The 24,571-nt window shown below is 41.9% G+C and carries 25 protein-coding genes and 1 pseudogene; 23 read left to right on the top strand and 3 right to left on the bottom strand.

Going from position 1 to position 24,571, the window contains the following annotated elements:
• The first annotated feature begins 27 nt into the window (after positions 1 to 27).
• The 3 genes from QM830_RS03815 to QM830_RS03805 all read left to right on the top strand — a co-directional run bounded on the left by QM830_RS03815 (position 28) and on the right by QM830_RS03805 (position 3,903).
• Positions 28 to 951 (top strand): aspartate carbamoyltransferase catalytic subunit, encoded by a 924-nt coding sequence (locus tag QM830_RS03815; protein WP_009731124.1) that lies wholly within the window; start codon positions 28 to 30, stop codon positions 949 to 951.
• Positions 952 to 1,075: 124 nt separating this feature from the next.
• A complete protein-coding gene (locus QM830_RS03810) occupies positions 1,076 to 2,167 on the top strand; it encodes a carbamoyl phosphate synthase small subunit (protein WP_414325677.1) in 1,092 nt (363 codons plus the stop codon).
• Entirely contained in the window at positions 2,164 to 3,903 is a 1,740-nt protein-coding gene (locus QM830_RS03805) for a carbamoyl-phosphate synthase large subunit (protein WP_414325676.1), read from the top strand. Before QM830_RS03810 ends, QM830_RS03805 begins: the two co-directional genes overlap by 4 nt.
• Positions 3,904 to 3,938: 35 nt before the next feature.
• Here QM830_RS03805 and pepT read toward each other — a convergent pair whose 3' ends face one another.
• The 3 genes from pepT to QM830_RS03790 are packed head-to-tail and all read right to left on the bottom strand — an operon-like array spanning position 3,939 to position 6,735.
• Positions 3,939 to 5,159, bottom strand: coding sequence for a peptidase T (gene pepT, locus QM830_RS03800; protein WP_414325675.1), 1,221 nt, complete (start codon positions 5,157 to 5,159; stop codon positions 3,939 to 3,941).
• A 2-nt stretch (positions 5,160 to 5,161) separates the two neighbouring features.
• Positions 5,162 to 5,983: a Cof-type HAD-IIB family hydrolase gene (locus QM830_RS03795; RefSeq protein ID WP_414325674.1), complete on the bottom strand. Its 822-nt coding sequence runs from the start codon at positions 5,981 to 5,983 to the stop codon at positions 5,162 to 5,164.
• On the bottom strand, positions 5,980 to 6,735 hold the full coding sequence (locus QM830_RS03790; protein ID WP_414325673.1) for a LexA family transcriptional regulator: 756 nt from the start codon (positions 6,733 to 6,735) through the stop codon (positions 5,980 to 5,982). The genes QM830_RS03795 and QM830_RS03790 overlap by 4 nt, the downstream gene beginning before the upstream one ends.
• Before the next feature lie 195 nt (positions 6,736 to 6,930).
• Between QM830_RS03790 and QM830_RS03785 the strand changes: the two genes are divergently transcribed.
• From QM830_RS03785 to QM830_RS03690, 20 genes and pseudogenes are all read left to right on the top strand, one after another.
• A complete protein-coding gene (locus tag QM830_RS03785) occupies positions 6,931 to 7,368 on the top strand; it encodes a GNAT family N-acetyltransferase (RefSeq protein ID WP_414325672.1) in 438 nt (145 codons plus the stop codon).
• A 66-nt stretch (positions 7,369 to 7,434) separates the two neighbouring features.
• Complete coding sequence (gene lepA / locus QM830_RS03780; protein WP_009731117.1) at positions 7,435 to 9,261, top strand: translation elongation factor 4; 1,827 nt, start codon at positions 7,435 to 7,437, stop codon at positions 9,259 to 9,261.
• Between the two features lie 177 nt (positions 9,262 to 9,438).
• Entirely contained in the window at positions 9,439 to 9,933 is a 495-nt protein-coding gene (locus QM830_RS03775; protein WP_414325671.1) for a YkgJ family cysteine cluster protein, read from the top strand.
• Positions 9,934 to 9,935: 2 nt separating this feature from the next.
• Positions 9,936 to 10,619, top strand: coding sequence for a YjjG family noncanonical pyrimidine nucleotidase (locus tag QM830_RS03770; RefSeq protein WP_414325670.1), 684 nt, complete (start codon positions 9,936 to 9,938; stop codon positions 10,617 to 10,619).
• 50 nt (positions 10,620 to 10,669) lie between these two features.
• Positions 10,670 to 11,419 carry a hypothetical protein gene (locus tag QM830_RS03765; protein WP_414325669.1) on the top strand — a complete coding sequence of 250 codons (750 nt, stop codon included), beginning with the start codon at positions 10,670 to 10,672 and terminating at the stop codon, positions 11,417 to 11,419.
• Positions 11,420 to 11,542: 123 nt separating this feature from the next.
• On the top strand, positions 11,543 to 11,815 hold the full coding sequence (rpsP, locus tag QM830_RS03760; protein WP_414325668.1) for a 30S ribosomal protein S16: 273 nt from the start codon (positions 11,543 to 11,545) through the stop codon (positions 11,813 to 11,815).
• A gap of 19 nt (positions 11,816 to 11,834) precedes the next feature.
• Entirely contained in the window at positions 11,835 to 12,074 is a 240-nt protein-coding gene (gene kphA, locus QM830_RS03755; RefSeq protein WP_003001620.1) for an RNA-binding protein KphA, read from the top strand.
• Positions 12,075 to 12,116: 42 nt separating this feature from the next.
• On the top strand, positions 12,117 to 12,449 hold the full coding sequence (locus QM830_RS03750; RefSeq protein ID WP_414325667.1) for a MazG nucleotide pyrophosphohydrolase domain-containing protein: 333 nt from the start codon (positions 12,117 to 12,119) through the stop codon (positions 12,447 to 12,449).
• A gap of 75 nt (positions 12,450 to 12,524) precedes the next feature.
• Positions 12,525 to 13,307 (top strand): alpha/beta fold hydrolase, encoded by a 783-nt coding sequence (locus QM830_RS03745; RefSeq protein WP_414325666.1) that lies wholly within the window; start codon positions 12,525 to 12,527, stop codon positions 13,305 to 13,307.
• 36 nt (positions 13,308 to 13,343) lie between these two features.
• A complete protein-coding gene (gene rimM, locus QM830_RS03740) occupies positions 13,344 to 13,862 on the top strand; it encodes a ribosome maturation factor RimM (protein ID WP_023023341.1) in 519 nt (172 codons plus the stop codon).
• Positions 13,852 to 14,568, top strand: a complete 717-nt coding sequence (trmD, locus tag QM830_RS03735) for a tRNA (guanosine(37)-N1)-methyltransferase TrmD (protein WP_414325665.1) — start codon at positions 13,852 to 13,854, stop codon at positions 14,566 to 14,568. The genes rimM and trmD overlap by 11 nt, the downstream gene beginning before the upstream one ends.
• A gap of 139 nt (positions 14,569 to 14,707) precedes the next feature.
• The gene (locus QM830_RS03730; RefSeq protein WP_414325664.1) at positions 14,708 to 17,029 is read left to right on the top strand and encodes a CAP domain-containing protein; all 2,322 of its coding nucleotides are present in this window, start codon (positions 14,708 to 14,710) and stop codon (positions 17,027 to 17,029) included.
• A 230-nt stretch (positions 17,030 to 17,259) separates the two neighbouring features.
• Entirely contained in the window at positions 17,260 to 18,003 is a 744-nt protein-coding gene (locus QM830_RS03725) for a DeoR/GlpR family DNA-binding transcription regulator (RefSeq protein WP_414325663.1), read from the top strand.
• Positions 18,000 to 18,911: a 1-phosphofructokinase gene (pfkB, locus tag QM830_RS03720; protein ID WP_414325662.1), complete on the top strand. Its 912-nt coding sequence runs from the start codon at positions 18,000 to 18,002 to the stop codon at positions 18,909 to 18,911. The genes QM830_RS03725 and pfkB overlap by 4 nt, the downstream gene beginning before the upstream one ends.
• Positions 18,908 to 20,878: pseudogene (locus QM830_RS03715) on the top strand (fructose-specific PTS transporter subunit EIIC). The gene pfkB and the pseudogene QM830_RS03715 overlap by 4 nt, the downstream one beginning before the upstream one ends.
• A 132-nt stretch (positions 20,879 to 21,010) precedes the next feature.
• Positions 21,011 to 21,439, top strand: coding sequence for a hypothetical protein (locus tag QM830_RS03710; RefSeq protein WP_414325661.1), 429 nt, complete (start codon positions 21,011 to 21,013; stop codon positions 21,437 to 21,439).
• 51 nt (positions 21,440 to 21,490) lie between these two features.
• Positions 21,491 to 22,570 carry a hypothetical protein gene (locus QM830_RS03705; RefSeq protein WP_414325660.1) on the top strand — a complete coding sequence of 360 codons (1,080 nt, stop codon included), beginning with the start codon at positions 21,491 to 21,493 and terminating at the stop codon, positions 22,568 to 22,570.
• 162 nt (positions 22,571 to 22,732) lie between these two features.
• Positions 22,733 to 23,113: a hypothetical protein gene (locus QM830_RS03700; protein ID WP_414325783.1), complete on the top strand. Its 381-nt coding sequence runs from the start codon at positions 22,733 to 22,735 to the stop codon at positions 23,111 to 23,113.
• A gap of 224 nt (positions 23,114 to 23,337) precedes the next feature.
• Positions 23,338 to 23,712, top strand: coding sequence for a DUF1149 family protein (locus QM830_RS03695; RefSeq protein ID WP_009731099.1), 375 nt, complete (start codon positions 23,338 to 23,340; stop codon positions 23,710 to 23,712).
• 3 nt (positions 23,713 to 23,715) lie between these two features.
• On the top strand, positions 23,716 to 24,564 hold the full coding sequence (locus QM830_RS03690) for a DegV family protein (protein WP_414325659.1): 849 nt from the start codon (positions 23,716 to 23,718) through the stop codon (positions 24,562 to 24,564).
• Positions 24,565 to 24,571 lie beyond the last annotated feature (7 nt).

Genomic DNA, 24,571 nt, shown 5'->3' with positions numbered 1-24,571 from the left:
TACATCCAAACTAAAAGGAGAATCATCATGTCTGAAAATCAAATCGCTCTTAAAAACCTTGTCTCAATGGAAACTCTTACCAACGAAGAAGTAATGGCTTTGATCAAGCGTGGGATTGAGTTCAAAAACGGAGCTAAAGTAGCCTACGAAGACCAACATATCGTCTCAAACCTTTTCTTTGAATCTTCAACTCGTACCCATAAAGCCTTTGAAGTAGCAGAGTTGAAATTGGGATGTGATCTCCTTGACTTTGATGTGAAGACAAGCTCTGTAAACAAAGGGGAAACACTCTACGATACCATCTTGACCATGTCTGCTCTTGGAGTAGATGTCTGTGTCATCCGTCACCCTGAAGTGGACTACTACAAAGAATTAGTGGAAAGTCCAACCATTACAGCTTCAATTGTCAATGGTGGGGATGGTTCAGGTCAGCATCCAAGCCAAAGCTTGCTAGATTTGATGACCATCTATCAAGAATTTGGTCACTTTGATGGCTTGAAAGTTTGTATCGCTGGAGATTTGGACCACTCACGTGTGGCAAAATCTAACATGCAAATCTTGAAACGTTTAGGAGCAACCCTTTACTTCGCTGGTCCAGACGAATGGAGAAGTGAAGAATTTGAAGAGTATGGAACCTTTGTCACTATCGATGAAGTGATTGAAGAAGTAGATGTGATGATGTTCTTGCGTGTGCAGCACGAACGTCATGATTACGAATCACTCTTCTCTAAAGAAAACTACCACCGTCTTCATGGTTTGACACAAGAACGTTATGACCGTATGAAAGATACTGCGATCTTGATGCACCCAGCACCAGTCAACCGTGACGTTGAAATTGCTGACCACTTGGTAGAAGCTCCTAAATCACGCATCGTAGAACAAATGACCAATGGTGTCTTTGTCCGTATGGCCATCATTGAAGCCGTCCTTAAAGGGCGTGAAGCTAAATAAGTTAACTGACAATCCATTGAAAGGAAAGAAAGAGGACAGAGTAGATCGCTACATGGAATCTGACTTTCCTTTTTTTGAGGAACTGTGATAAAATTGGATTAGTGTAATAGAAGGGAGGGGTTCAATGAAACGATTATTGGTCCTAGAGGATGGGACTGTATTTGAAGGAGAAGCCTTTGGTGCAGATCTATATGTGACTGGTGAGTTGGTCTTTACCACAGCCATGACAGGTTATCAAGAATTGCTCACGGATCAGGCTTTTAGTGGCCAAATTCTCTCCTTTACCTTCCCGGTTATTGGCGCAGCAGGGATCAATCGGGATGATTCTGAATCCATTACACCCACTTGTTTAGCGGTAGTGGTTCAGCATCTGGTGGAAATGCCGAGCAATTGGCGGCAACAGATGACCTTGGATGAGTTCTTGAAGCGAAAAAAAATCCCAGGTATTGTAGGGATTGATACCCGCCAGGTTGCAAAAATTGTCCGCAAGTATGGACGGATGAAGGCAACTGTTATTAACAAGGGGGATTCGATCGAGCATATCTTGGATCAGTTGCGAGCGACAGTCCTTCCAAAAGACCAAGTGCGTCAAGTCTCGACCAAAACGGCCTATCCTGTACCTGGTTTTGGAAAGAGTATTGCCTTGATTGATCTAGGGGTCAAGCACTCTGTCTTACGCCAGCTGAGTCAAAGGGACTGTAATGTGACAGTTTATCCCTATGATATCTCTTATTTTGAGCTGATGGAGCAACAACCAGATGGGGTTATTTTATCCAGTGGGCCAGGCGATCCCCGTCAGGTGAAAAAACTCTGCCGCTTGATCAAAAAGCTCAATGGTCAGATTCCGATGTGGGGCATGGGCTTGGGAGCACAGGTGTTAGCTCAAGCTTATGGAGCAGAACTAGCCCCTATGGAAGTTGGTCACTTCGGATTGAATATTCCTGTTCGTGAAATAGCAACAGGAAAAATTGAGTTGACCAGCCAAAATCACTTGTATAGTATAGCGAGGGACAGTCTGCCCCATGATTTATTGGTCACACATGAAAATGTCAATGACCATAGTATTGAAGCTTTTCGTCATCGTTACCAACCAATTTTAGGGGTTCAATTCCAAGTAGATGCTAGTCCAGGTCCAAGAGAAAATCTCTATTTTTACGACGAATTTTTAGAGTTGATTGATGCCAAAATTCACGAAAGTAGAAGGGAGAAGGAATGATGAAACAAAACCAGAAATTGCTTCTCCTGTGTGGAGATTCTTATCAGGATATTAGTCTTTTGGCTGCGGTAAATGAAGCACAAAAACTCAATGCCAAGGATGGGAATGCTCTTGTCCTTTACTTGGGCGAAGAAAATGCTATCACCCAAGAAGCTGCAGATATAGTTGTAGTTAGTAAGCTCAAGCTGGATGCTCTTAGGACGACTCTTCTTTCTTATACTGGATCTCGCTTGCTCTTAGCTTTCGCGGACAAACAGATTTTGAATCTCTTGTTTCGTTTGGAAGAAACTGGATTTTTCAAAGATGCATCGATCATGATTGTCGGGCCGAGTCTCCAACGGTACCGTAGCTTTTATCAGCAGGCAGATCAACGACGTCTCTTTCAAGAGCTGGGCTATCAGGTACCGGCTTCGGCACTGGTGAGCTCAGTTCGAGAAGCTATCGAGTTTTCTGAAGGCATTCAATTTCCTGTTATGATCTGGCCGGTAGCAAGTAAACAAGGGCAAGGGCGAAAGATTGCTCATAACCTGGATGATTTGTGCGAAGCTGTAGAAATGGGACTTTCGGTCTCTCCAAGTCAGCAGTGTTTGCTAGAATTTTCGACTTATGGCTTTAAGGAACTGGATTTTGTAGTCATGCGGGATCGTGAAGACAATCACTACTTGGCGGCCTCTATTGAAAGCATTGATCCTGTTGGGATCCACTCCAGTGACTCTTACCAATTCATGCCAGCGGTCACTCTGACTGACCGGGAGTTTCAAAATCTTCGTGAAGCAGCGATCCACATCAGTCGCTATCTGAAGCTGACAGGAGCCATATCCATCAAATTTGCTCTAGATCCGACTAGCTATGCTTTTTATATCTTAGAGGTTAATCCATTTGCTTCAGATAGCATATCGATGGCCTCTATGGGCTTGGGCTATTCCTTGTTTGAGCAAGGCGTGCAGCTGCAATTGGGGCGCTCTCTCGAGCATTTGCCTCACCCTTTATTAGAGGATCTAAAGGCTGTCTATGAACCCAGTCTAGACTATATTTTCTTTAAGATTCCGATCTTTTTAGATGCTGCACAGAATGCCCGTCTCAATACCCAAATTCACTCTTATGGGGCAGTTTATGGATTTGGAAAGAGGATCGATGAAGCTTACCAACAGGCCTTAGAAACCATTAAAGATAAAAAACTGCTGACTGTCTTTCCTGAAGAAATGAGCGATGATGAGTTAATCCAAAAAATAGCTCGTCATATGCCCCATCGGCTCTTCTATATTTTAGAGGCTCTGAAACGTGGTTTTGAATTTGAGGAACTATTGGATTTAAGTAAATTAGCACCGATTTATTTGCAGGTTTTAGCCAACCTTGTAGAAATGGAAAAAGTAGCAGAAGCTGAAATCAAACCAGCATTTCTTCCGGTTGAGCCATCAGCTGGCTTATATGAGGTCAAAGAAGGAGCGGCCTATTATCTGACCCAAAACGGGACCAATGAGTCATTCGGTTTGGATGCTGCTTGTGTCTTGGTGGATGATCTAGACATTCGCGATGTTCACTTTTATGAGAAAGTCCGCCTGCAAGTTCAAAAGCTGAAAGAAAAGGGACAAGAAGTGATCTTGCTCACCAATCGTCCTTTTACAGAATCTTTGGCAGATAAAGTCTATTATCTCCCTATCAATGAGACAAGCCTTACCCTAATTCAGTCCATTGATCAGGTAAAAGATATTGTCAATCTTTCTAACATACAATAAAGGATCCGGACAATCTATCCGAATCCTTTTTTTACTTATTTTTTGGTCACAATACCGATAATGGTATCAACAGCGCGTTCCATGGTTTGGAGGCTAACGTATTCAAAGCGACCGTGCATATTTTCGCCACCGGCAAAGATGTTTGGTGTAGGAATTCCCATAAAGGAAATTTTAGACCCATCTGTACCACCGCGGATCGGTTCAATAATTGGAGTGATGCCAAGATCTTCCATGACTTCCTTAGCAAGGGTAATCGGCGTCATATCTTTTTCAATCACTTGCTTCATGTTGTAGTACTGATCTTTGAGGGTGAGGAGAACGCGTTCGCTACCAAGCTCCGCATTCATCTGATATGCAATAGATGTCATGAGGTCTTTGCGTTTCTCAAAGCTTTCAGTTTCAAAGTCCCGGATGATGTAACTGGCACTTGCTTCCTCAACAGTTCCTTCAATGTTCATCAAGTGGTAGAAGCCTTCATAGCCTTCGGTCAATTCAGGACGTGCTCCTTCAGGTAGTTTGTTATGGAAATCAATGGCCAATTGAAGGGCATTGATCATTTGACCTTTGGCTGTACCTGGGTGGACATTGCGTCCTTTGAAGGTGATTTCAGCTCCAGCTGCTGAGAAGGTTTCGTATTGAAGCTCCCCAAGAGGACCGCCATCAACCGTATAGGCGAAGTCTACATCAAAATCTTCTGCATCAAATTGATCTGCTCCGACGCCGATTTCTTCATCTGGACCAAAGCCGACACGGATCTCCCCGTGTTTGATTTCAGGATGCGCTGTCAGATATTCGATAGCCGTCATAATTTCAGCTATACCAGATTTATCATCTGCTCCCAGAAGAGTAGTACCGTCCGTCGTGATCAAGGTTTGTCCCTTGTAGTTGTTCAAATGAGCAAAATCAGCTGGATCCAGTGTGAAACCAGAGTCACCAAGGGCAATGACACCCCCATCATAATTCTCAACGATTTGTGGATTGACATTTTCCGCATTGAAGTCAGCGGTGTCCATGTGAGAGATAAATCCAATCTTGCGCGTAAAGCTTGGATCATTAGCTGGAAGTGTCCCAATGGCATAGCCGTTTGGTAGGTAGTAGACATTTTGAAGACCCACGCGTTTCATCTCAGGGATCAAGACGTTGGTAGCAAAATCAACTTGTGATTGGGTACTTGGAGTGGTTGTAGAGTTTTCGTCCGAACGTGTGTTGACCTTTACATAGGTAATAAAACGGTCCAACAGATTTGCGTATTTCATAATCATTCTCCTTTTTCAGTTTCAATTAATTTGTGTATAGCATGGGCTACGCCATCCTCATCATTAGTCAAGGTGATGAAGTCAGCTATTTCCTTGACAGCAGCATTTCCATTTCCCATAGCGACGCTATAGCCAGCAAAACGAAGCATCTCAAGGTCATTATTGGCATCTCCAAGAGCCATAACCTGGTCTCTGCTGTAGCCTAATGTTTGGCTCAATGCTTGAAGAGCAGATGCCTTGCTCGCACTTTTTGGAAGGATTTCAAATAAGATATCCTGTGAACGAACAGTGTTAAAATCAGTTTCTAACGCAGCCTCGTGCTGAGCTTGAAAGGCATCAATAGCAGAAGGAGCTCCGACGTACATAGCTTGAAAAATAGGAACAAGGTTGGGTAGATCCTCTTCTGAGACAGGTGTCGGTTTACTATTTACGATGCCGGCATCCATCGTAACAAGTTCACTGGCTTCAGGTGCGACTACTAGGTAATGATCCATGTCGAATAAGGTCAGCTGGACGTCTGAATCTTTCGTCAAAACATGCAACCGGTGCATCTCCTCAAGGCTTAATTCTTCCTTGCCAATGATTTCCCAATTCTTAGTAGACAAAGTTGTACAGCCGTTATTGATAATCATATAGTAGTTGCCATCCGGAAGACCAATCTCTTCAAAGATGGGACGGACACCCGCTAAGGGACGTCCCGTACAGATCACAATATCATAGCCCGCTTCATGGGCTTTATGAAGAGCTTCGATATTGCCTTTGGATAAAGTCTTGTCCTCGTGTAAGAGGGTGCCATCTAAGTCAATCGCAATTAATTGAATCATTTGATCTCCTCCAGATTGAGAGGAACAAAGCCATCTATAACTTTACCGATCACACCAGGTTCCTCATCCAGTGGAATAATCTGATCACTATATTTCTTATTGAGGGAAACGAGTCGTACCCCGTTGGCCTCACGAAAGACGCGTTTGATCAAAGTTTGCCCATCAAAATCAATGGCATAAATAGCCCCTGCCTGATCGTAGTAGGTTTGCTTGATTAGCACAACAGCTCCCTTTTCATATTTGGGCTCAAGGGAGTCCGTATGAATCCAAAAAGCCAAATCGTAAGGAATCTTTTGATCAAACCAGACGATATCAGCTTGCTTCTGATTTTGATATGCTGCAAAAGAATCATAGACAGAATAAGAGTGGTATTGCTTTTCAATTTTCTGTCTTTCTTTTTGATGGGTCAAGAGACTCTTTCCATAAGAAAGAAGATTTTCTTGATTTCCTTCATCGAGCTGTTTATACAATCGTTCGATCTCTGAATCAATGACCACAAAATCATTGCGCAATCGAGGGTCAATTTCAGAAACTGCTACCTGGAAAAAGGCTGCAATCTTCTCTAAATTTTCAGGAACGGGAAGAGAAGTTCCTTTTACATATCCAGTCAAGGTACTGGCAGGGATTCTAGTAACACGAGATAATTCGATCTGTTTTTTCCCTTGTTCTTTCAGTAATTCTCTGATTTTTTCCGATATAATCCGTAATGCCTCTTTGTCTTGAGGGCTTGCTTTTCCACGACCTCTGGCCAACGTACTCACCTCCTTGTATTTACCTTTTCTATTATAATGAATTAAATCGAAAAAGTAAACAGAAATCCCTGATAAATGCTAAAAAAGATTAATTCGATATAAATCCGATTTTTAATTGAAATTTTATTTGCATTTCCTTTACTTTTTGAGGGAAAAGTTCTAATATGAAAGCAGATAATTCATGGAGGTTGGAGTATGATTCGTACTGTTCAAGTCAAAGATGCAGGTCAAATTAGAGATTTATGTCACCAAGCATTGGGGTATGATTCTACCCTTGAGAAAGTGGCGGCTCAGATCGAAAAATTCAATCTGCCAGACTCGGGTCACTTTTGCTTTGTTTATGAAGAGGACCAAACAGGTAATATTCTTGGTTATGTCGAAGCAGAAGCCTATGAGAGTGTATATAGCGATTCGGGTTTAAATGTTTTAGGACTTGCTGTTTTTCCTTCTGCTCAAGGACGTGGGATTGGTCGCCAATTGATGGAGCGAGTTGAAGAATTTGCCAAAAGCAGCCATTATGCTTTTATTCGTTTAAATTCTGCATCTCATCGAAAAGAAGCCCATGTCTTTTACGAACGAATAGGCTATGATGGAAATAAAACGCAGAAGCGATTTTTGAAAATAATGGATTAAGATAGGCAAAGGCCTATCTTTTTTGTTATAATGAAGAGTACGATTAATTTTACTAGGAAGATGATTATGCCAAATTTTGAAGAATTAAAAAAACGACAAGAGAAGATTCGGAACTTCTCGATCATCGCCCATATTGACCATGGAAAGTCAACCTTGGCCGATCGAATTTTAGAAAAAACTGAAACCGTATCTAGTAGGGAGATGCAAGCCCAACTCCTAGATAGTATGGACCTGGAACGGGAACGTGGGATTACCATCAAGCTCAATGCCATCGAGTTGAACTACACGGCTAAAGATGGGGAAACCTATATCTTCCACTTGATTGACACACCGGGACACGTGGACTTTACCTATGAGGTTTCTCGTTCGCTCGCTGCCTGTGAGGGGGCGATTCTCGTAGTGGATGCGGCTCAAGGGATTGAAGCCCAGACCCTAGCCAATGTTTACTTAGCACTTGATAATGATTTGGAAATCCTTCCAGTCATCAATAAAATTGACTTGCCAGCTGCAGATCCAGAACGTGTGCGCACAGAAGTAGAAGATGTGATCGGCTTGGATGCCAGTGAGGCGGTTTTAGCCTCTGCTAAGGCTGGTATTGGGATTGAAGAGATTTTGGAACAGATCGTTGAGAAGGTTCCTGCTCCGACTGGTGATGTCGAGGCCCCTCTTCAAGCTTTGATCTTTGACTCCGTTTATGATGCCTATCGTGGGGTAATCCTTCAGGTCCGAGTGGTCAATGGAATGGTCAAACCAGGCGATAAGATCCAGCTCATGAGCAATGGCAAAACCTTTGATGTTACCGAGGTTGGGATTTTCACTCCTAAAGCAGTTGGACGCGATTTCCTTGCGACTGGAGACGTTGGCTATATTGCGGCCTCTATCAAGACTGTTGCGGATACTCGTGTCGGGGATACGGTGACCCTAGCGACCAATCCAGCAAGTGAGCCCCTTCATGGTTACAAGCAAATGAATCCAATGGTCTTTGCCGGTCTTTACCCGATCGAATCCAACAAATACAACGATCTTCGGGAAGCACTGGAAAAATTGCAACTCAACGATGCCAGTCTTCAATTTGAGCCGGAAACTTCTCAAGCTCTCGGGTTTGGTTTCCGTTGTGGTTTCTTGGGTCTCCTTCACATGGATGTTATCCAGGAACGCTTGGAACGCGAGTTCAATATTGACTTGATTATGACGGCACCGTCTGTTATCTACAAGGTGAATTTAACAGATGGCGAAGCACTGGATGTGTCCAACCCATCCGAGTTCCCAGATCCAACCAAGATCGCTTCGATCGAAGAACCTTATGTCAAGGCCCAAATCATGGTGCCACAAGAGTTTGTCGGAGCGGTGATGGAATTGGCCCAACGCAAACGTGGGGACTTTGTCACCATGGATTACATCGATGAAAATCGGGTTAATGTCATCTATCAAATCCCACTGGCGGAAATCGTCTTTGATTTCTTTGATAAATTGAAATCCTCGACGCGTGGCTATGCAAGCTTTGACTATGAGTTGTCTGAATACCGTCCATCTAAATTGGTTAAGATGGACATTCTCCTCAATGGGGATACTGTCGATGCCCTCAGCTTTATCGTCCACAAGGACTTTGCCTATGAACGTGGTAAGTTGATTGTTGAGAAGCTCAAGAAAATTATCCCTCGTCAACAGTTTGAAGTGCCCATCCAAGCAGCTATCGGTCATAAGATCGTGGCCCGTACGGATATCAAAGCCCTTCGTAAGAATGTTTTGGCCAAGTGTTATGGTGGGGACGTCTCACGGAAACGCAAGCTTCTTGAAAAACAAAAGGCTGGTAAGAAGCGGATGAAAGCGATCGGTTCGGTAGAAGTACCGCAGGAAGCCTTTTTATCTGTATTATCAATGGATGAAGAGTAATAGTTTTGCTATTTTCTTGATTCATTCTACAAAATGATGACTCATTTTTTTGAGGCGCTTTAACGATTCTACTTTAAAAATGCTAGTCTACTTTGTGAGATAGATCGCTCGATCTATCTTTTTTTACTCTCTCTGTGGTATAATGCTTTTATCAAACTAGAGATTAGAAAGTAGTTTATGACTCAAGAAATTGACCTTGAAAAATACCATCAGTTAGCTCTGCAAAAGCAAAAAGAGCACCGCAAGGTATTGGCAACTCTGAAGAAAAAGCCACCAAAAAATTTAGATAAAATCTCTCAAGAAATCCATGATGAAGTTTTCCAAGAAATCGATTGTACAGCTTGTGCCAACTGCTGTAAGACCCTAGGACCAGATTTTAAGGAAGCGGATATCACCCGCATCGCTAAGTATTTCAAAATGAAGCTTCCAGCCTTTGAGGCTGAATTTCTTCAAGTTGATGAAGATGGGGACAAGGTTTTCAAATCCATGCCTTGCCCCTTCCTTGGTGGCGATAATCTCTGCTCGATCTACGATGTTCGGCCAAAAGCTTGTCGGGAATTCCCACACACCGACCGCAAGAAGATATACCAGATCAACCATCTGACCATCAAGAACACCTTGACTTGCCCAGCAGCTTATTTATTCGTAGAAAAATTAAAGGATCGTTTGTAAATATGTATAGATTTTTACTCTTTGACCTAGACCACACCTTGTTAGATTTTGACACAGCGGAGGAAGTAGCCTTAACGCAATTTCTCAAGGACCAGGGGGTTCAGGATATTCAAGCCTTTAAGGATTATTACAAGCCTATGAATCAAGGTCTCTGGAAGAAGTTGGAACAAAAAGAGATCAGCAAGAAAGACTTGATTAACAGCCGGTTTGCGATCGCCTTTGCCCATTTTGGAAGACAAGTAGATGGTAAAGAAATGGCTTTGCGCTACCAGGATTATATTAGCCAACAGGGACAGAGCTTCTTAGGAGCAGAAGACATGCTGGAGGAGTTGGTAGAAAGGGGCTATCAACTCTATGGGGCTACCAACGGCGTTACTGCTATTCAGCAAGGGCGCTTAAAGAAATCTGCCATTACCCCATATTTCAAAGAAATCTTCATCTCTGAACAATTAGGAACTCAGAAACCAGAAGTGGCCTTTTATGAAACGATTGGCAACTTGATCCCAGAATTTACCAAGGAACAAGCTCTCATGATTGGGGATTCCTTGACGGCGGATATCGCTGGGGGTAATGCTGCAGGGATTGATACCGTCTGGTATAATCCGAATCATAAAGAGAATACCAGCCTAGCCGTGCCGACTTATGAAGTTTCTGACTATCAAGAGTTACTAGCTATCCTTAAGTAAAGATTTATTTCAAACTAGCTGTCAAGCTAGTTTTTTGGTATTATGGAGGAATGAATATATTAAAATCAATAAGGGTTAGGATCAAGAAATGGGTCGGCTACCTGGTTTGTGCATTTTTCACAGTGGTCGCTCTCTTGATTTGTTTTCTCTTTTATCTTACTAATCAAGAAGAAAAAGAAATCCAACAGCAAATTTTTGGCTTTTATCAGGAAGCGGGATTTAAAGGAGACCTAAGTTTTAAACCAGCAAAACTCCATGGGATGTCGACCAAATATGCCTATAGCTATCAAGAAAGGGTTGAGGGAAAGACGGTCCAGTTTGACTTTCCCGATGCGACTCATCTATCAAAAGAAGAAACTGGAAAAAACTATGATACGGCAGAAGAACTAGCTCAACGCTCCAAAAGTTGGCTAGTAGCTCCTTTTTTTGAGACTGCATTCGCTGAATCCCAAGGTTTTCAAAAACTGACTCAAGAAATAAAAGATCAGTTTCGTAAACAGAGCTTAGAGGTAAGCAAGGTTCGTCTCCAGTTACCAATTCAAAATCCAGACTTCGAAGCCCAACTGGAAAAAGACTTACAGGCTGCTGAAAAAGCTGGAGAAACAGTTCTTCGAGGGATTCTGACTTTGGATTATGCTAACTACCGTCAAATCAAGGGATTCTCCTTTACCATTACAGTGACCACGCTTCCCAAAGAGTTTTCAGGCACACACCTAGATGTATCCGGTCTTCCTTCTGGAAACTATGTGATTGAATCCGATGCTAACAAGGCTGCATCCTATAGCTTTAAGATCGATTAAAAAATTTTAACGAGTGTCAAGTTTTTTTCTTGACAGGTCTTTAAAATGTGTTATAATAGATCATGTGCTAAATAGCTTGTCTATTTCACCGAAAATTAAAATATAGAAAAGAGACTTATAAAAATGGCAGTTAAAATTCGTTTGACTCGTATGGGTTCTAAGAAAAAACCTTACTACCGTATCAACGTAGCAGATTCACGTTCACCACGTGATGGACGTTTCATCGAAACAGTTGGAACTTACAATCCACTTGTTGAAGAAAACCAAGTAACTTTGAAAGAAGATCGCGTTCTTGCATGGTTAGCTGAAGGAGCTCAACCTTCAGATACAGTTCGCAACATCCTTTCAAAAGAAGGTGTATTGAAGAAATTCCACGATTCTAAATTCTCAAAATAATCATAAAGTAGGTTGATGTATGGATACGATTGAAAATCTTATTATTGCAATTGTGAAACCCTTGATTTCACAACCGGATGCCTTAACCATCAAGATCGAAGATACTCCTGAATTCTTGGAGTACCACCTTGACCTTGATCCTAGCGATGTTGGTCGAGTGATCGGTCGGAAAGGTCGCACCATTTCTGCGATAAGAACGATTGTCTACTCTGTCCCAACTGAAGATAAAAAAGTAAGAATCGTTATTGACGAAAAATAAGAAAAGCGGGACAAGGTCTCGCTTTTTTTGCAAGGAGAAGGAATGAGAGATTTAACAGTTAGACAACTAGAGGAATACTTACTTGATCATTACCAACAATCTAGAACAGAAGAAGGACTTTTTATCAAACTAGTAGAAGAAGTTGGAGAAGTCGCTGAGGTTTTAAATGGACGTTCAGGTAGAAAAGAAGGTGTCCAAGATTCAAACGAGGAATTGGCAAAGGAGTTGGCAGATATCATTCACTACACAGTGGCAATTGCAGCTATCAACCATATCGACCTAACGAAGATCATTTTTGAAAAAGACAAGAAGGCAGCCATCAAGTATCAGCATGAACAAGATTTGGAAGGCTTTTTAGCAAAAAAGAGCATTTGAGAAAATCTCTTGAACGTGATAAAATAAAACCTAAGAATGTTAAGTGAATTGTTGTTTAGAAAGAGTTATTTTGATATGAAGCGATTTGAAGTAACTACAAAGATTGGTTGTCTCTCTGTTACTTATAAAAAGAGAAATAAAGTACTAGTTTGTTTAAATGGTGCTGGTTTGATACCAAGTTATGAAAATTTCCTACCAATACTTGAAAAACTTCCTTCCTCAATAGGTTACTTAACGATTGATTTTCCGAATACAGGTAGGAGTCCGATTCATAGTCAAACAGGATTTACTTTGGATAATCTTGTTGAAGCGGTATTCGAAATCCTGAAAGGGTTGGAAATTTCTGATTACATACTTTGTGTTCATAGTTTAAGTGGTGTTTTGGCTTTAAAGTTAATGAGTAAACCAATTAAGTGTCAAGCTTTGATAGCAATTGAACCAACAACAAAAAATATAATGTTTGCTGATTTTTCAAAAAATCCTTATCCAGAAATGGAAGAGCAAATGAGGATGATTGAAGAATGTGGTCCGGAAAATTATTTTAAGGGACTAACTCAAGCAACATTTGAACCTGAAACTGATAGACTGATTTGGGAATTGATGGAAGAAAAGGGCTTAGAATTGGAAAAGCAAGTTCCTGGATTTCAGATATCTGTAACTATTACCGCTGAAGATTTTGATAGTTTGTCCTTAGCAGATAATATTCCTGTTTTCGTATTTTGTCAGGCGTACAGAGAAAAAGAGTACAGAGATTCAGAATATTGTAATTCTAATACAAAACTCATTTTAGGTGGAAACCACCACTATCTACAGTGGTCAGAATCGGAAAAAATTGCAGCTCTTATTAGAGAACTGTAGAGATAAATTAATTAAAAGAGGAATGTAAAGAATAAAATGAATTATTTTAACGTTGGGAAAATTGTCAATACCCAAGGCTTGCAAGGAGAGATGCGGGTCCTGTCTGTGACAGACTTTGCGGAAGAGCGTTTTAAAAAAGGAGCTGAATTGGCCCTCTTTGATGAGAAGGATCAGTTCGTTCAAACAGTGACCATTGCTAGTCATCGCAAGCACAAGAACTTTGATATCATCAAGTTTAAGGATATGTACCATATCAATGCCATCGAAAAATTCAAGGGCTTTAGCCTCAAGGTTGCGGAAGAAGACTTGACGGATTTGGATGAGGGCGAGTTTTATTACCATGAGATCATCGGCCTTGATGTTTACGAAAATGACCAACTAATCGGCCAGATCAAGGAAATCCTGCAACCAGGTGCCAATGACGTCTGGGTGGTCAAACGTAAAGGCAAACGTGACCTTCTCTTGCCTTATATCCCACCAGTTGTGCTCAATATCGATATTCCGGGAAACCGGGTAGATGTGGATATCTTAGAAGGGTTAGACGATGAAGATTGATATTTTAACCCTCTTTCCAGAGATGTTTTCGCCTTTGGAGCACTCGATTGTCGGCAAAGCGCGTGAGAAAGGCCTATTAGAGATCAACTACCATAATTTCCGTGAAAATGCGGAGAAGGCGCGCCATGTGGACGATGAACCCTATGGTGGGGGGCAAGGTATGCTCTTACGTGCTCAGCCCATTTTCGATGCCTTTGATGCCATTGAGAAAAAGAATCCGCGCGTGATCTTACTGGACCCTGCTGGTCGGACTTTTAACCAAGCCTATGCAGAAGAGTTGGCTCAGGAAGAAGAATTGATCTTTATCTGCGGCCACTATGAGGGCTACGATGAGCGGATCAAGACCTTGGTGACAGATGAGATTTCTCTTGGCGATTATGTCCTGACGGGCGGTGAGCTAGCGGCCATGACCATGATTGATGCGACGGTGCGCTTGATTCCAGAGGTGATCGGAAAAGAGTCCAGTCACCAGGATGACAGTTTTTCGTCTGGGCTTCTAGAATATCCTCAATACACCCGGCCTTATGAATTCAGAGGGATGACGGTTCCCGATGTCCTCATGAGCGGTCACCATGAAAATATCCGTCAATGGCGTCTCTATCAGAGTTTGAAAAAGACTTTGGAGCGTCGCCCTGATCTGCTAGAAAACTATGAATTGACAGCAGAAGAAGAGAAGATGTTGGAACAAATTAAACAAGAAGACTAACAGCCTGTGCTGTTTTTCTTTTGCCCTAAAATTTTATTAAAAAATCTCTTTCAACCTACTAGTTATTAGTACCAAAATGTGGTATGCTAAGGGGAGATAAACTTCAAGAAAAAAGATCAGGTTTTGGGGGTGAGTTTCATTGGGAAAGAAGTTAGGAAAATCGGTTTTTACGACAGGAGTTGCGGCGACAACGGTACTGTCTGGAATGTTTCATCATAAGGCTAGTGCGGAAGAGGTCAAGCAAAATGAAAATGCTGAAACCAATAGCACTGAGGTAGTTGAGAAACCTATTACAGTCGATGAATTGAAGCAAATTACGGCTCAAAAAGGTCAAGTAGTCAAAGATGTCCACTACCAGGAGCAAAAAGTGATTGACGCTCAGATGGATGTCAGGGCAGCCGGTCAAGAGCTAGAAGAAAAGAAAGAAGAAGTGACGGAGGCGGAAAACCTCATCGCAACGACTTCAGATGCACAAGTTCAAAATGCAGAAAATGGGGTTAAGGTAGCCCAAGCTTATGTCACCATCGAAGAAAATAAGGTTCGAGAAGCAGAACTTGCACATGATCAAGTCTTAGAGGCCGTTCGTCAGCAGGAAAATCAAGTCACCGCTCAGGAATCTTTGGTCGATGTGGCAGAGAATGAGTTAAAGCAAGCCAAGATGCCGATTTCTAATGATGAGAACGTCCTGGCCCAGGCCTTGGTGGAGCAAAGTCAAGTCGAGCAAAGTATTCGAGAATCTCAATATTATCTGGCAACCTTGCAAGAGAGTCAGCAGAATGGGTCTGACACAGTGGCTCAAATTGAGAGTGACATCCAACTCGCCCAAACGCGACTCACAGATTTGAAGGCCGTCATTGCGACAAAAGAAGCGGAGTTGGCAGCCTTAGAGCAAGCAGCGGCTAATAGTCCAGTTCAATTGAGCCAAGCGACTTACGAAGGCTACTTGCAACACTTAGCAGACAATGGCAATGAAGCTGCAGCAAGTGCCTTAGCCCTCTATAAACGTGGGCGGGAAGAAGATGGCATTACAGTGGGAGACTCTGGTTCACTCCAAGCCAATTTGCGGGCTCTTGAAATCGCAGATGCTATCAATGCATATCGTCGCAACGCAGGTCTTGCTGAATTAGAGCTGGATCTCTATTCCCTCCCTGCTAGCCAAGTGCAGCTGGAATACTTTAAAAAGGCCAACTGGCATATGTTTAAGTATTTGCCAAACGAAAACATCGCTTATGGCTTCTCGCCTGCTGGTGCAGTTGACTTTTGGTACAATGAAAAAACGGCTTACCAAGAGGTAGCAGCTCAATACGGTCTGCCAACAGATGAAACACAGATTGATGCCAATGACATCTATATGAAGATCGGAGCTGAAGCCTTTGCTAAGGTTGGTCATTACCTGCAAATGATGGACAACAAAGCCACTGCTTTATCAGTCGCTTATGATCCGAGCAAGGCTATGTCAGAAGCGGCTTTCATACACAGCCCAGTCACCTCAGCTGTATCAACAAGTGCTCTTGCTTACCAGTTGCGCCAGGGAGCTGGTGCTACGACGACGAGAGCAGATGTCAAAGCTAAATCCGATGAAGTAGCCAATCTTAAATTGGACAAGGCCAATCTAGAATCCCAAATCATCATCTTGCAAGGGAAGTTAGAGGATACCCGCCATTCCAATTCGAATGTGGAAGTCGAAGTGGCCAATGTACAAAAGGCCATCCAAAATTACAAACTTCTTCTTCTTAGCAGGGACCATGCGGTCGAAAAAGCGAAAGCTACACTGGAAGTATCTCGAGGTCGGATTGAGTCGACCATTTATCCGAAAGAAGTCGCTCTTCAAAAAGCGCAAGACCTGTTAGCAGCTGCGCGTGAGAAATTGAATCTTTTGAAAGCAGAAGAAGCAGAAAAAGCGCAAATTGTTGAGGAAGCTCACGAGGGCTTAAAGGCAGCTCAAGAGCGTCTAGTTGCTGCGGAAAAACGTCTTTCTGACGTCCAAAATGCTCCAGACTTATTGGTGAAAGCCCAGTCTGTTTTGGCAGCTGCGGTGGCTAATCTTGAGCATAAAAAGGATAAATTAGAAGCAGAATTCAACACCCTTCAATCCTATCAAGGTATGGTTGAACACTTGAATTCTCAATATGAAGATTTGGCGTCACGTATGGATCCAGCTATTTTAGAAGCAGCAGATATGCCGATGGATATCCGATCAAGCAATCCAACAACCTTCTCAGATAGACCTGCAGTTCTTCCAACTCACACTAATAGTCCGCAAGTGCAAGCACCAAAAGCTAGTCCAGCTCCAAAACAAGAAGCCAAAGTAGAAGAAATCAAACCCAAAAAAGAAAACAGTCAAGCCGTAGCAGGATCGGATTCATCCAAATATGCAGCAGCAACAACAGGTGTAGTCGTTGGGCTACTTGCCGGATTGTTTGGTTTCAAGAAAAAGAAACAATCTTCAAATAATGATTAAGACATACTGAGAATAGAGTGGATGCTTAGACACTTTATTACTTAAAATCTTCAAAGAAAATTTATGAGGGTGGGAAAAGAACTCTTTTAACAAAATGAGTTTTTTCCGGCTCTTTTTTTGTATACTTTTGGAATGATTGAAAGAAAATGACAGAAAATGATAAAAAAGTGTTGACATTTTTTGGAGATAGAGTATAATAGTCTTTGTAATCGATTGCAAAAGGAGGAGAAATGCTTAAGTCTGAACGAAAACAATTCATCCTCGAGAAGGTATTGAAGGAAAAATTTGTTTCCTTAGAAACCCTTGTACAAGAGCTGGGGACGTCTGAATCAACTGTTCGACGTGACTTGGATGATCTAGAAGCTGAAAGCAAACTTCGCCGGGTTCACGGCGGTGCGGAAAGCCTGCATTTTCTTCAAGAGGAAGAAAGCAATAAAGAAAAATCTATCAAAAACATTCAAACCAAGTCAAAGATCGCTGTAAAAGCGGCGGAGTTGATTAAAGATCATGATGTGATCTTTATCGATGCCGGGACGACCAATGAACTTTTGGTACAAGAAATTGTCAATCCAACGGTAACTGTGGTGACCAACTCGATTCACCATGCGACCAAGTTGGTCGAGCGAAATGTTCCAACGGTCATCATCGGTGGGAAGGTAAAATCTTCTACAGATGCTAGTATCGGAGGGATTGCGCTCAATCAGATCGGTCAGTTGAATTTTGACAAGGCCTTTCTTGGAATGAATGGAATCGATGATGAATTTTACAGCACTCCGGACCTGGAAGAAGGATCTGTCAAGCGTGCGATTATCGAAAATGCAAAAAAAACCTATATCCTAGCGGATGATTCGAAAATTGGGGTGACATCCTTTGTCAAAGTGGCTCCTATCAAGCGAGCCATGATTATCACCAATCAATGTGAACCGCAACGATTAAAGGTTTTAAAAGAAAAAACGGAGGTTATAGAGGTTTGATTTATACAGTAACACTGAATCCAGCCATTGACTATATTGTCCGTCTCGATCATGTAGAGACAGGGGCGGTCAATCGGATGGCTTCGGAAGATAAATTTGCCGGTGGTAAGGGAATCAATGTCAGTCGTGTCTTGAAGCGACTCGATATCGAGAACACAGCCACTGGGTTTATCGGTGGTTTCACTGGACGCTTCATCGAAGAGGTTCTTACTAGCGAAGCCATTTCAACCAACTTTGTGACAGTGGACCAAGATACACGGATCAATGTCAAGATCAAGGCCGATGAGGAAACAGAAATCAATGGAAACGGCCCAGAAGTGACGGAAGCTCAGTTGCAAGAATTGCTTAGCATCCTATCCAGCTTAACAACCGATGATGTGGTGGTCTTTGCTGGCTCTGCCCCATCTTCACTTGGAAATGCTGTTTACAAAGAATTGATCGCAGCAACTCGTGCGACAGGTGCACAAGTCGTTTGCGACTTTGAAGGGCAAACTTTGATTGATTCCTTGGAATTCAATCCCCAATTGGTCAAACCAAACAACCACGAGTTGGGAGATATTTTTGGCGTGACCTTGACGGAATTGCCAGAAATCGAACGCTATGCCAAAGAAATTTTGGCCAAAGGAGCACAAAACGTCATTATTTCCATGGCGGGTGATGGTGCTCTCCTTGTCAGTCCAAGCGGCACTTACTTCGCAAAACCAATCAAAGGGCAAGTGAAGAATTCTGTTGGGGCTGGGGATTCCATGGTAGCAGGCTTCACAGGGAAGCTCGCAACGACGGGAGATGTTATCGAAGCCTTCAAATGGGGAGTGGCATGCGGAACAGCAACCACCTTCTCAGATGACTTGGCGACAGCTGATTATATAAAAGAAACTTATGAAAAAGTAGAGGTAGAAAAACTATGAAAATTCAAGACGTTTTAAATAAAAACGTGATGTTGTTTGACCTTCAAGCAACAGATAAAGAGGGCGTGATCAATGAGATGATTCAATCGCTCGTTGACAATGGTGTGGTGACAGATTTTGAAACTTTCAAAGCTGGGATCATGAACCGTGAGGCGCAAACATCTACTGGTTTGGGTGACGGAATTGCCATGCCACACAGTAAAAACGAAGCAGTCAAAGAAGCAACGGTTTTGTTTGCAAAATCAAACAAGGGTGTTGACTATGCTTCACTTGATGGCCAACCAACAGACTTGTTCTTCATGATCGCAGCTCCAGAAGGAGCAAACGACACTCACTTGGCAGCCCTTGCTGAATTGTCTAAGTACTTGATGAAACCAGGATTTGCGGACAAACTTCGCCAAGCAAGCACTCCTGATCAAGTGATCGCAGCCTTTGATGCATAAGAGCAAGAAGCTGCCGCTGAAGAAGCGAAAAAAGCAGAAGCAGTCAAAGAAGCAGCTTCATCTGACAAGCCTCTCATCGTTGCCGTTACAGCATGTACAACTGGTATCGCTCACACTTACATGGCAGAAGAAGCCCTCATCAAAAAAGGTGAAGAAATGGGTGTTACGGTCCGCGTTGAAACAAACGGGGCATCTGGTGTCGGCAACCGCTTGACAGCTGAAGAAATCGCCAAAGCTGAAGGGGTGATCATTGCGGCAGATAAGGCAGTTGAAACAGCTCGTTTCGATGGCAAAAAATTGATCTCTAAACCAGTTGCAGCTGGTATCCGTCAAACCGAAGAATTGATCCAAACCATCTTGGATGGCAAAGCAGATGTCTTCCACGCAGAAAATGCAGCAGAAGCTAGCGCTAGCCAAGAAAAATTGAGCTTGGGTGGAGCCTTCTACAAACACTTGATGAGTGGGGTTTCTCAAATGCTTCCATTCGTTATCGGTGGTGGTATCTTGATTGCCCTTGCCTTCTTGATCGACCAAATTCTTGGGGTGCCTCAAGATCAATTGTCTCAACTTGGTTCATATCATGAATTAGCAGCTCAATTTAAAACAATCGGTGGTGCAGCCTTTGGCTTCATGCTTCCTGTACTTGCAGGTTACATCGGATTCTCCATCGCTGAAAAACCTGGTTTTGTAGCAGGTTTCGTTGCTGGATCCATTGCTAGCTCAGGTTCAGCATTTGGTAACATCGCTTTTGGTGCTGCTAAAGGTGAATTACCAGCAGCCGTATCATCTGGTTTCCTTGGAGCTTTGGTAGGTGGTTTCCTTGCAGGTGGAGTCGTTCTCTTCCTTCGCAAAGCCCTTGCAGGTCTTCCACGCTCACTCGATGGTATCCGCTCGATCCTTCTCTTGCCTTTACTTGGTGTTGGTTTGACAGGATTCTTGATGTTCCTCATCAACATCCCAATGTCAGCGATCAATACCTCTTTGAACAACTTCTTGACTAGCTTGTCAGGTAGCTCGGCAGTTCTTCTTGGTCTTCTTGTTGGTGGTATGATGGCTGTCGATATGGGTGGGCCAGTCAACAAAGCAGCTTATGTATTTGGTACAAGTACGTTGACAGCTTCAGCCCTTACTAGTGGTGGTTCAACTGTTATGGCGGCCGTTATGGCAGCTGGTATGGTTCCTCCATTGGCAGTATTCGTGGCAACTGTCTTGTTCAAAGACAAATTTACTGAAGAAGAACGCAACTCAGGTTTGACAAACATTATCATGGGTCTTTCCTTCATCACAGAAGGTGCCATTCCATTCGGTGCAGCTGACCCGGCTCGTGCCATCCCAAGCTTCATCGCAGGTTCAGCATTGACAGGTGCCCTTGTTGGTCTTGCAGGATTGAAACTGATGGCTCCTCACGGAGGAATCTTCGTTATCGCCCTTACATCAAATCCGCTTCTTTACATCTTGTTTGTATTGATCGGTGCAGTCGTAAGTGGTATCTTGTTCGGATTGCTTCGCAAACCTAAAAACTAAATATGATTAAAAGGTTGGGAAAGCCCAACCTTTTTTACTGCGCAAAAACACCAACTAGTGATGAAGTTGCGAATCTCTATAGATTTCGATATGATAGTAGAAAGCAATTTTTATTGGAGGAATAATGAGAAAATGAAGAAAGTTCTCATTTTGGGAATAACAGTAATTGCCTTATCAGGACTAGCAATCATCAGTTCTCAATATCCAAACTTATTTTCTACTAATAGCCATACAACAAAGAAATCGGGTCGTAAGGAACAACAGTTAGAAGATGTAAAGAAGCACGGGAAAGAAATCGAAGATTTTGTAAAATCGTTAAGTCCTAAAGTTGAATCTGTCCAGATTGCTTGGGATGAAACGCAATGGGATGAGATAGGAAATGGTACGCCACAAGGAGGTGGCGAAATTGTTATGGTCTATGGAGGATTTAATCATATCCAAAATTCAAGTTGGAGTGTTTTGGTCTATTTAAAAGACGGTAGGAACGGTGATACAGATTCTGTTGAAGGAATTGGTAGCGGTAGTCCACTTCGTGTAGAAGGAAAACTTTTTGACGAGTAGACTCTAAAAGCTTTAACAATTTATTAGATTTATAATAGAGATGAATAAAATATGAAAAAGAAATTAATCATTGCTGGTTCGTTAGTTCTAGCCATTGTAGTTACAATTTTTAGTGTATCGACCTATCAACACCACCAGCAACAAGAAAAAGCCAAACAAGAACGTGAGAAATATGAAAAATACGACTACTATACTGGTAAATGGGAAATCGATTCTTATAAATTTTTGGAGGATGGTGAGGGTGTTGCAGTTCATTGGAAGTCACTGACTCCTGAAGAAGATAAGATATTTGCTAAGTACCATCCAGATGAAGAAGAAAATTTATTAGGAGCTCATGGAGCATCTAATAAGCGTTATATAGTTCGTACCTATTTCCACAATTCAACCTATAGATGGACACAAAAGTTACCTAAAGAGGACCCAGATGTATATTTTGCTCTATCTATTTATCGAATTAGAAATCAAAAGTTAGAAGGAAGTCAGGTAGATCTCTATAAGTTGGTGGAAGACTATAATTCGAATTATGTCCCAGAAAATACAGGTGGTATTGAAGAAATTAATGGTAAAGATTATTTACCGATAAAAGTATATAAATTAGATTCGAGGAATTCAGGGACTAGACAACTTTGGCTAAATCTCGAAACGAAGAAAATTGAGTGGGAGGATTCAAAAGAACAAAGAGAACCTGAAACACCTTCTGTTGATTTAGGCCAATTAAAAATTACTCTAAAAAAAACTACGGAAGTATTAAGAACCACTAACATATACGATGACTTATATCAGAATCAACTAACATTCTTCCCTAATAATTTAAAGGGAAGTGTTCTAGAAAAATCTGATCCAAAAGCTTACCAATTACTCCGTAAAAAGAATTCACAATTATATATTCTGCTTGATGCTAAATTGAATTATGATAGAGTCTATGGTAATGTTCAACAGTTTATTGATTTATATCAACTCTTTGTTCCAGCTAATACAAATCTTTATGAAGGTATTACAATTCCGGCAGAAATGAATAAAGATGGACAGGTCCATCAAATAAATACTAAAGAAGAGTTTGAAGCTTATTATGATGTGGAAAAGGACAATGAGCTAACCAAGCAACGTAGGGTGTTAGTGGAGCAAAACTAGTTATTTTCTTTTCTAACATAAATATCATCTAGTAATGAAGTTGCAATCTATTCTTATTTCGATACAATTATTATAACTTTTCCTTTTCAAGGAGGACGGATCGTGAAAAAAGGGAAACTGGTCATTCTTTTAGCTATTGCCTCTGTAATAGCAGGAGGTGTGATTATCGCTAGTCAAAAACAAGATATCTTTTCAAATGGTACTCAACAGAACAAACACCATAGTCCCAAAGAGAAGCAACTGGCTTATTTAAAGGATCACGAAAAGGATATGGCTGATTTTGTAAAATCTTTGAGTCCTAAAGTTGATAGTGTTCAGTTTAATTGGGATAGTATGGAAGTTGGTGAAATAGGAAACGGAACTCCTCAAGGTGGCGGGTATATGTTAACATTGGACGGTAGAATCAATAATAATAAGGATACTAAATTTACATTAGGGATTCCTCTAAAACGAGATTCTAATGAAGTTCCTGAGGAACTGGTTATTTATGAAATGCAACCCATAAGAATTTTAAGAGATGGTGGGTGGTTTTTATATGACTAATCGTCATTCAAAAGCCTTTATCTTGTTTTTTCGAGCATGAAAAAAGGATAATAAGCCAAACAAGCTAATAATTGATCAGAATTCGTTATCCTCTGTCTAAAGAATGGTCTGGCTTCCCCGGCTTTTTCTTCTTGTACCAACGAAAAAATCACCTCATTCGACATTGGTATCTTGCTCCGAATTATGATATAATAAGCCTATCGCATATTTTTAGGAGAATAAAAATGGATATTCAACGTGAAAAAGAATTTGTCAGCCAATACCACTATGACGCTCGTAATTTTGAGTGGGAAAAAGAAAATGGCATTCCCGAAACAAAAGTAGATGTAAACTTTCAATTAATCAATCGTGATCAACAACAAAACACAACGTCTTTGATTGTGATTTTGAGCTACATGATTGTATTTGACGGCTTTGTGATCAGTGGAACCATCACTCAAATTAACCACTTGTTTGGTCGTTATGTCAATGAACCAAGCGAATTCAGCAAAGACGAAGTGGAAGAATTGGCTCGTCCTTGCTTGGATATGCTCAACCGTTTGACTTATGAAGTTACAGAAATTGCCCTCGATTTACCGGGTATTAATTTGGAGTTTTAATCAATGAAATTAGCAGTGATTACGGATTCGTCTGCCTATTTACCGCAGCACCTTCTCCATCACGACGACTTATTTATTTTAGACATTCCGATCTATATCGATGGAGAATCCTATGTGGAAGGGAAGAATCTGACACACGACGAGTTCTACCAAAAGATGGCTGCGTCTAAGGAATTACCAAAGACTAGCCAACCGAGTGTGGCAGCGTTAGAAGAACTCTTATCTGGTTTGACAGCTAAAGGTTATACGCATGCTCTTGGTCTCTTCTTGTCATCAGGCATTTCTGGATTCTACCAAAATATCCAATATTTGAAGGACGAATTTGAAGGCTTGACCGTCGAATTTCCTGACTCAAAAATCACTAGCGCTCCATTAGGAATGATGGTAGAAGATTGCTTGAAATGGGCTGGTGAAGGTCGTTTGTTTGATGAGATTGTGGCCAATGTCCAACACCAGATTGATGGGACCACTGCCTATATTATGGTCGATGATTTGAATCACTTGGTCAAGGGGGGACGCCTGTCAAATGGCGCTGCCATCATTGGTAATCTCTTGAGTATCAAGCCGATCCTTCACTTTAATGACCAAGGTGTCATCGAAGTTTTTGAAAAAGTCCGTACGGAAAAGAAAGCCATGAAACGCTTGGTGGAAATCGTTGATGAAGGACTCACCGGAGGGCATTACCAAGTCTTTATCATCCATGCTAATGTACCTGAAAAATCCGAAGCGCTTCGTCAGATGTTGGTGGCTGAAGGGGTAGAGGGAGAAATTCCTTTTGCCACCTTTGGAGGCGTGATTGGGACGCACTTAGGTGACCATAGCTTAGCAGTTGGGTATATCCCTATCGTTTAAGGAGAAT

It is taken from the genome of Streptococcus sp. OMI750 (genome assembly GCF_047463895.1).
Lineage (GTDB): Bacteria > Bacillota > Bacilli > Lactobacillales > Streptococcaceae > Streptococcus.
Note: the sequence above shows the minus strand (reverse complement) of the source record. Positions and strands in the feature narration are given on the sequence as shown.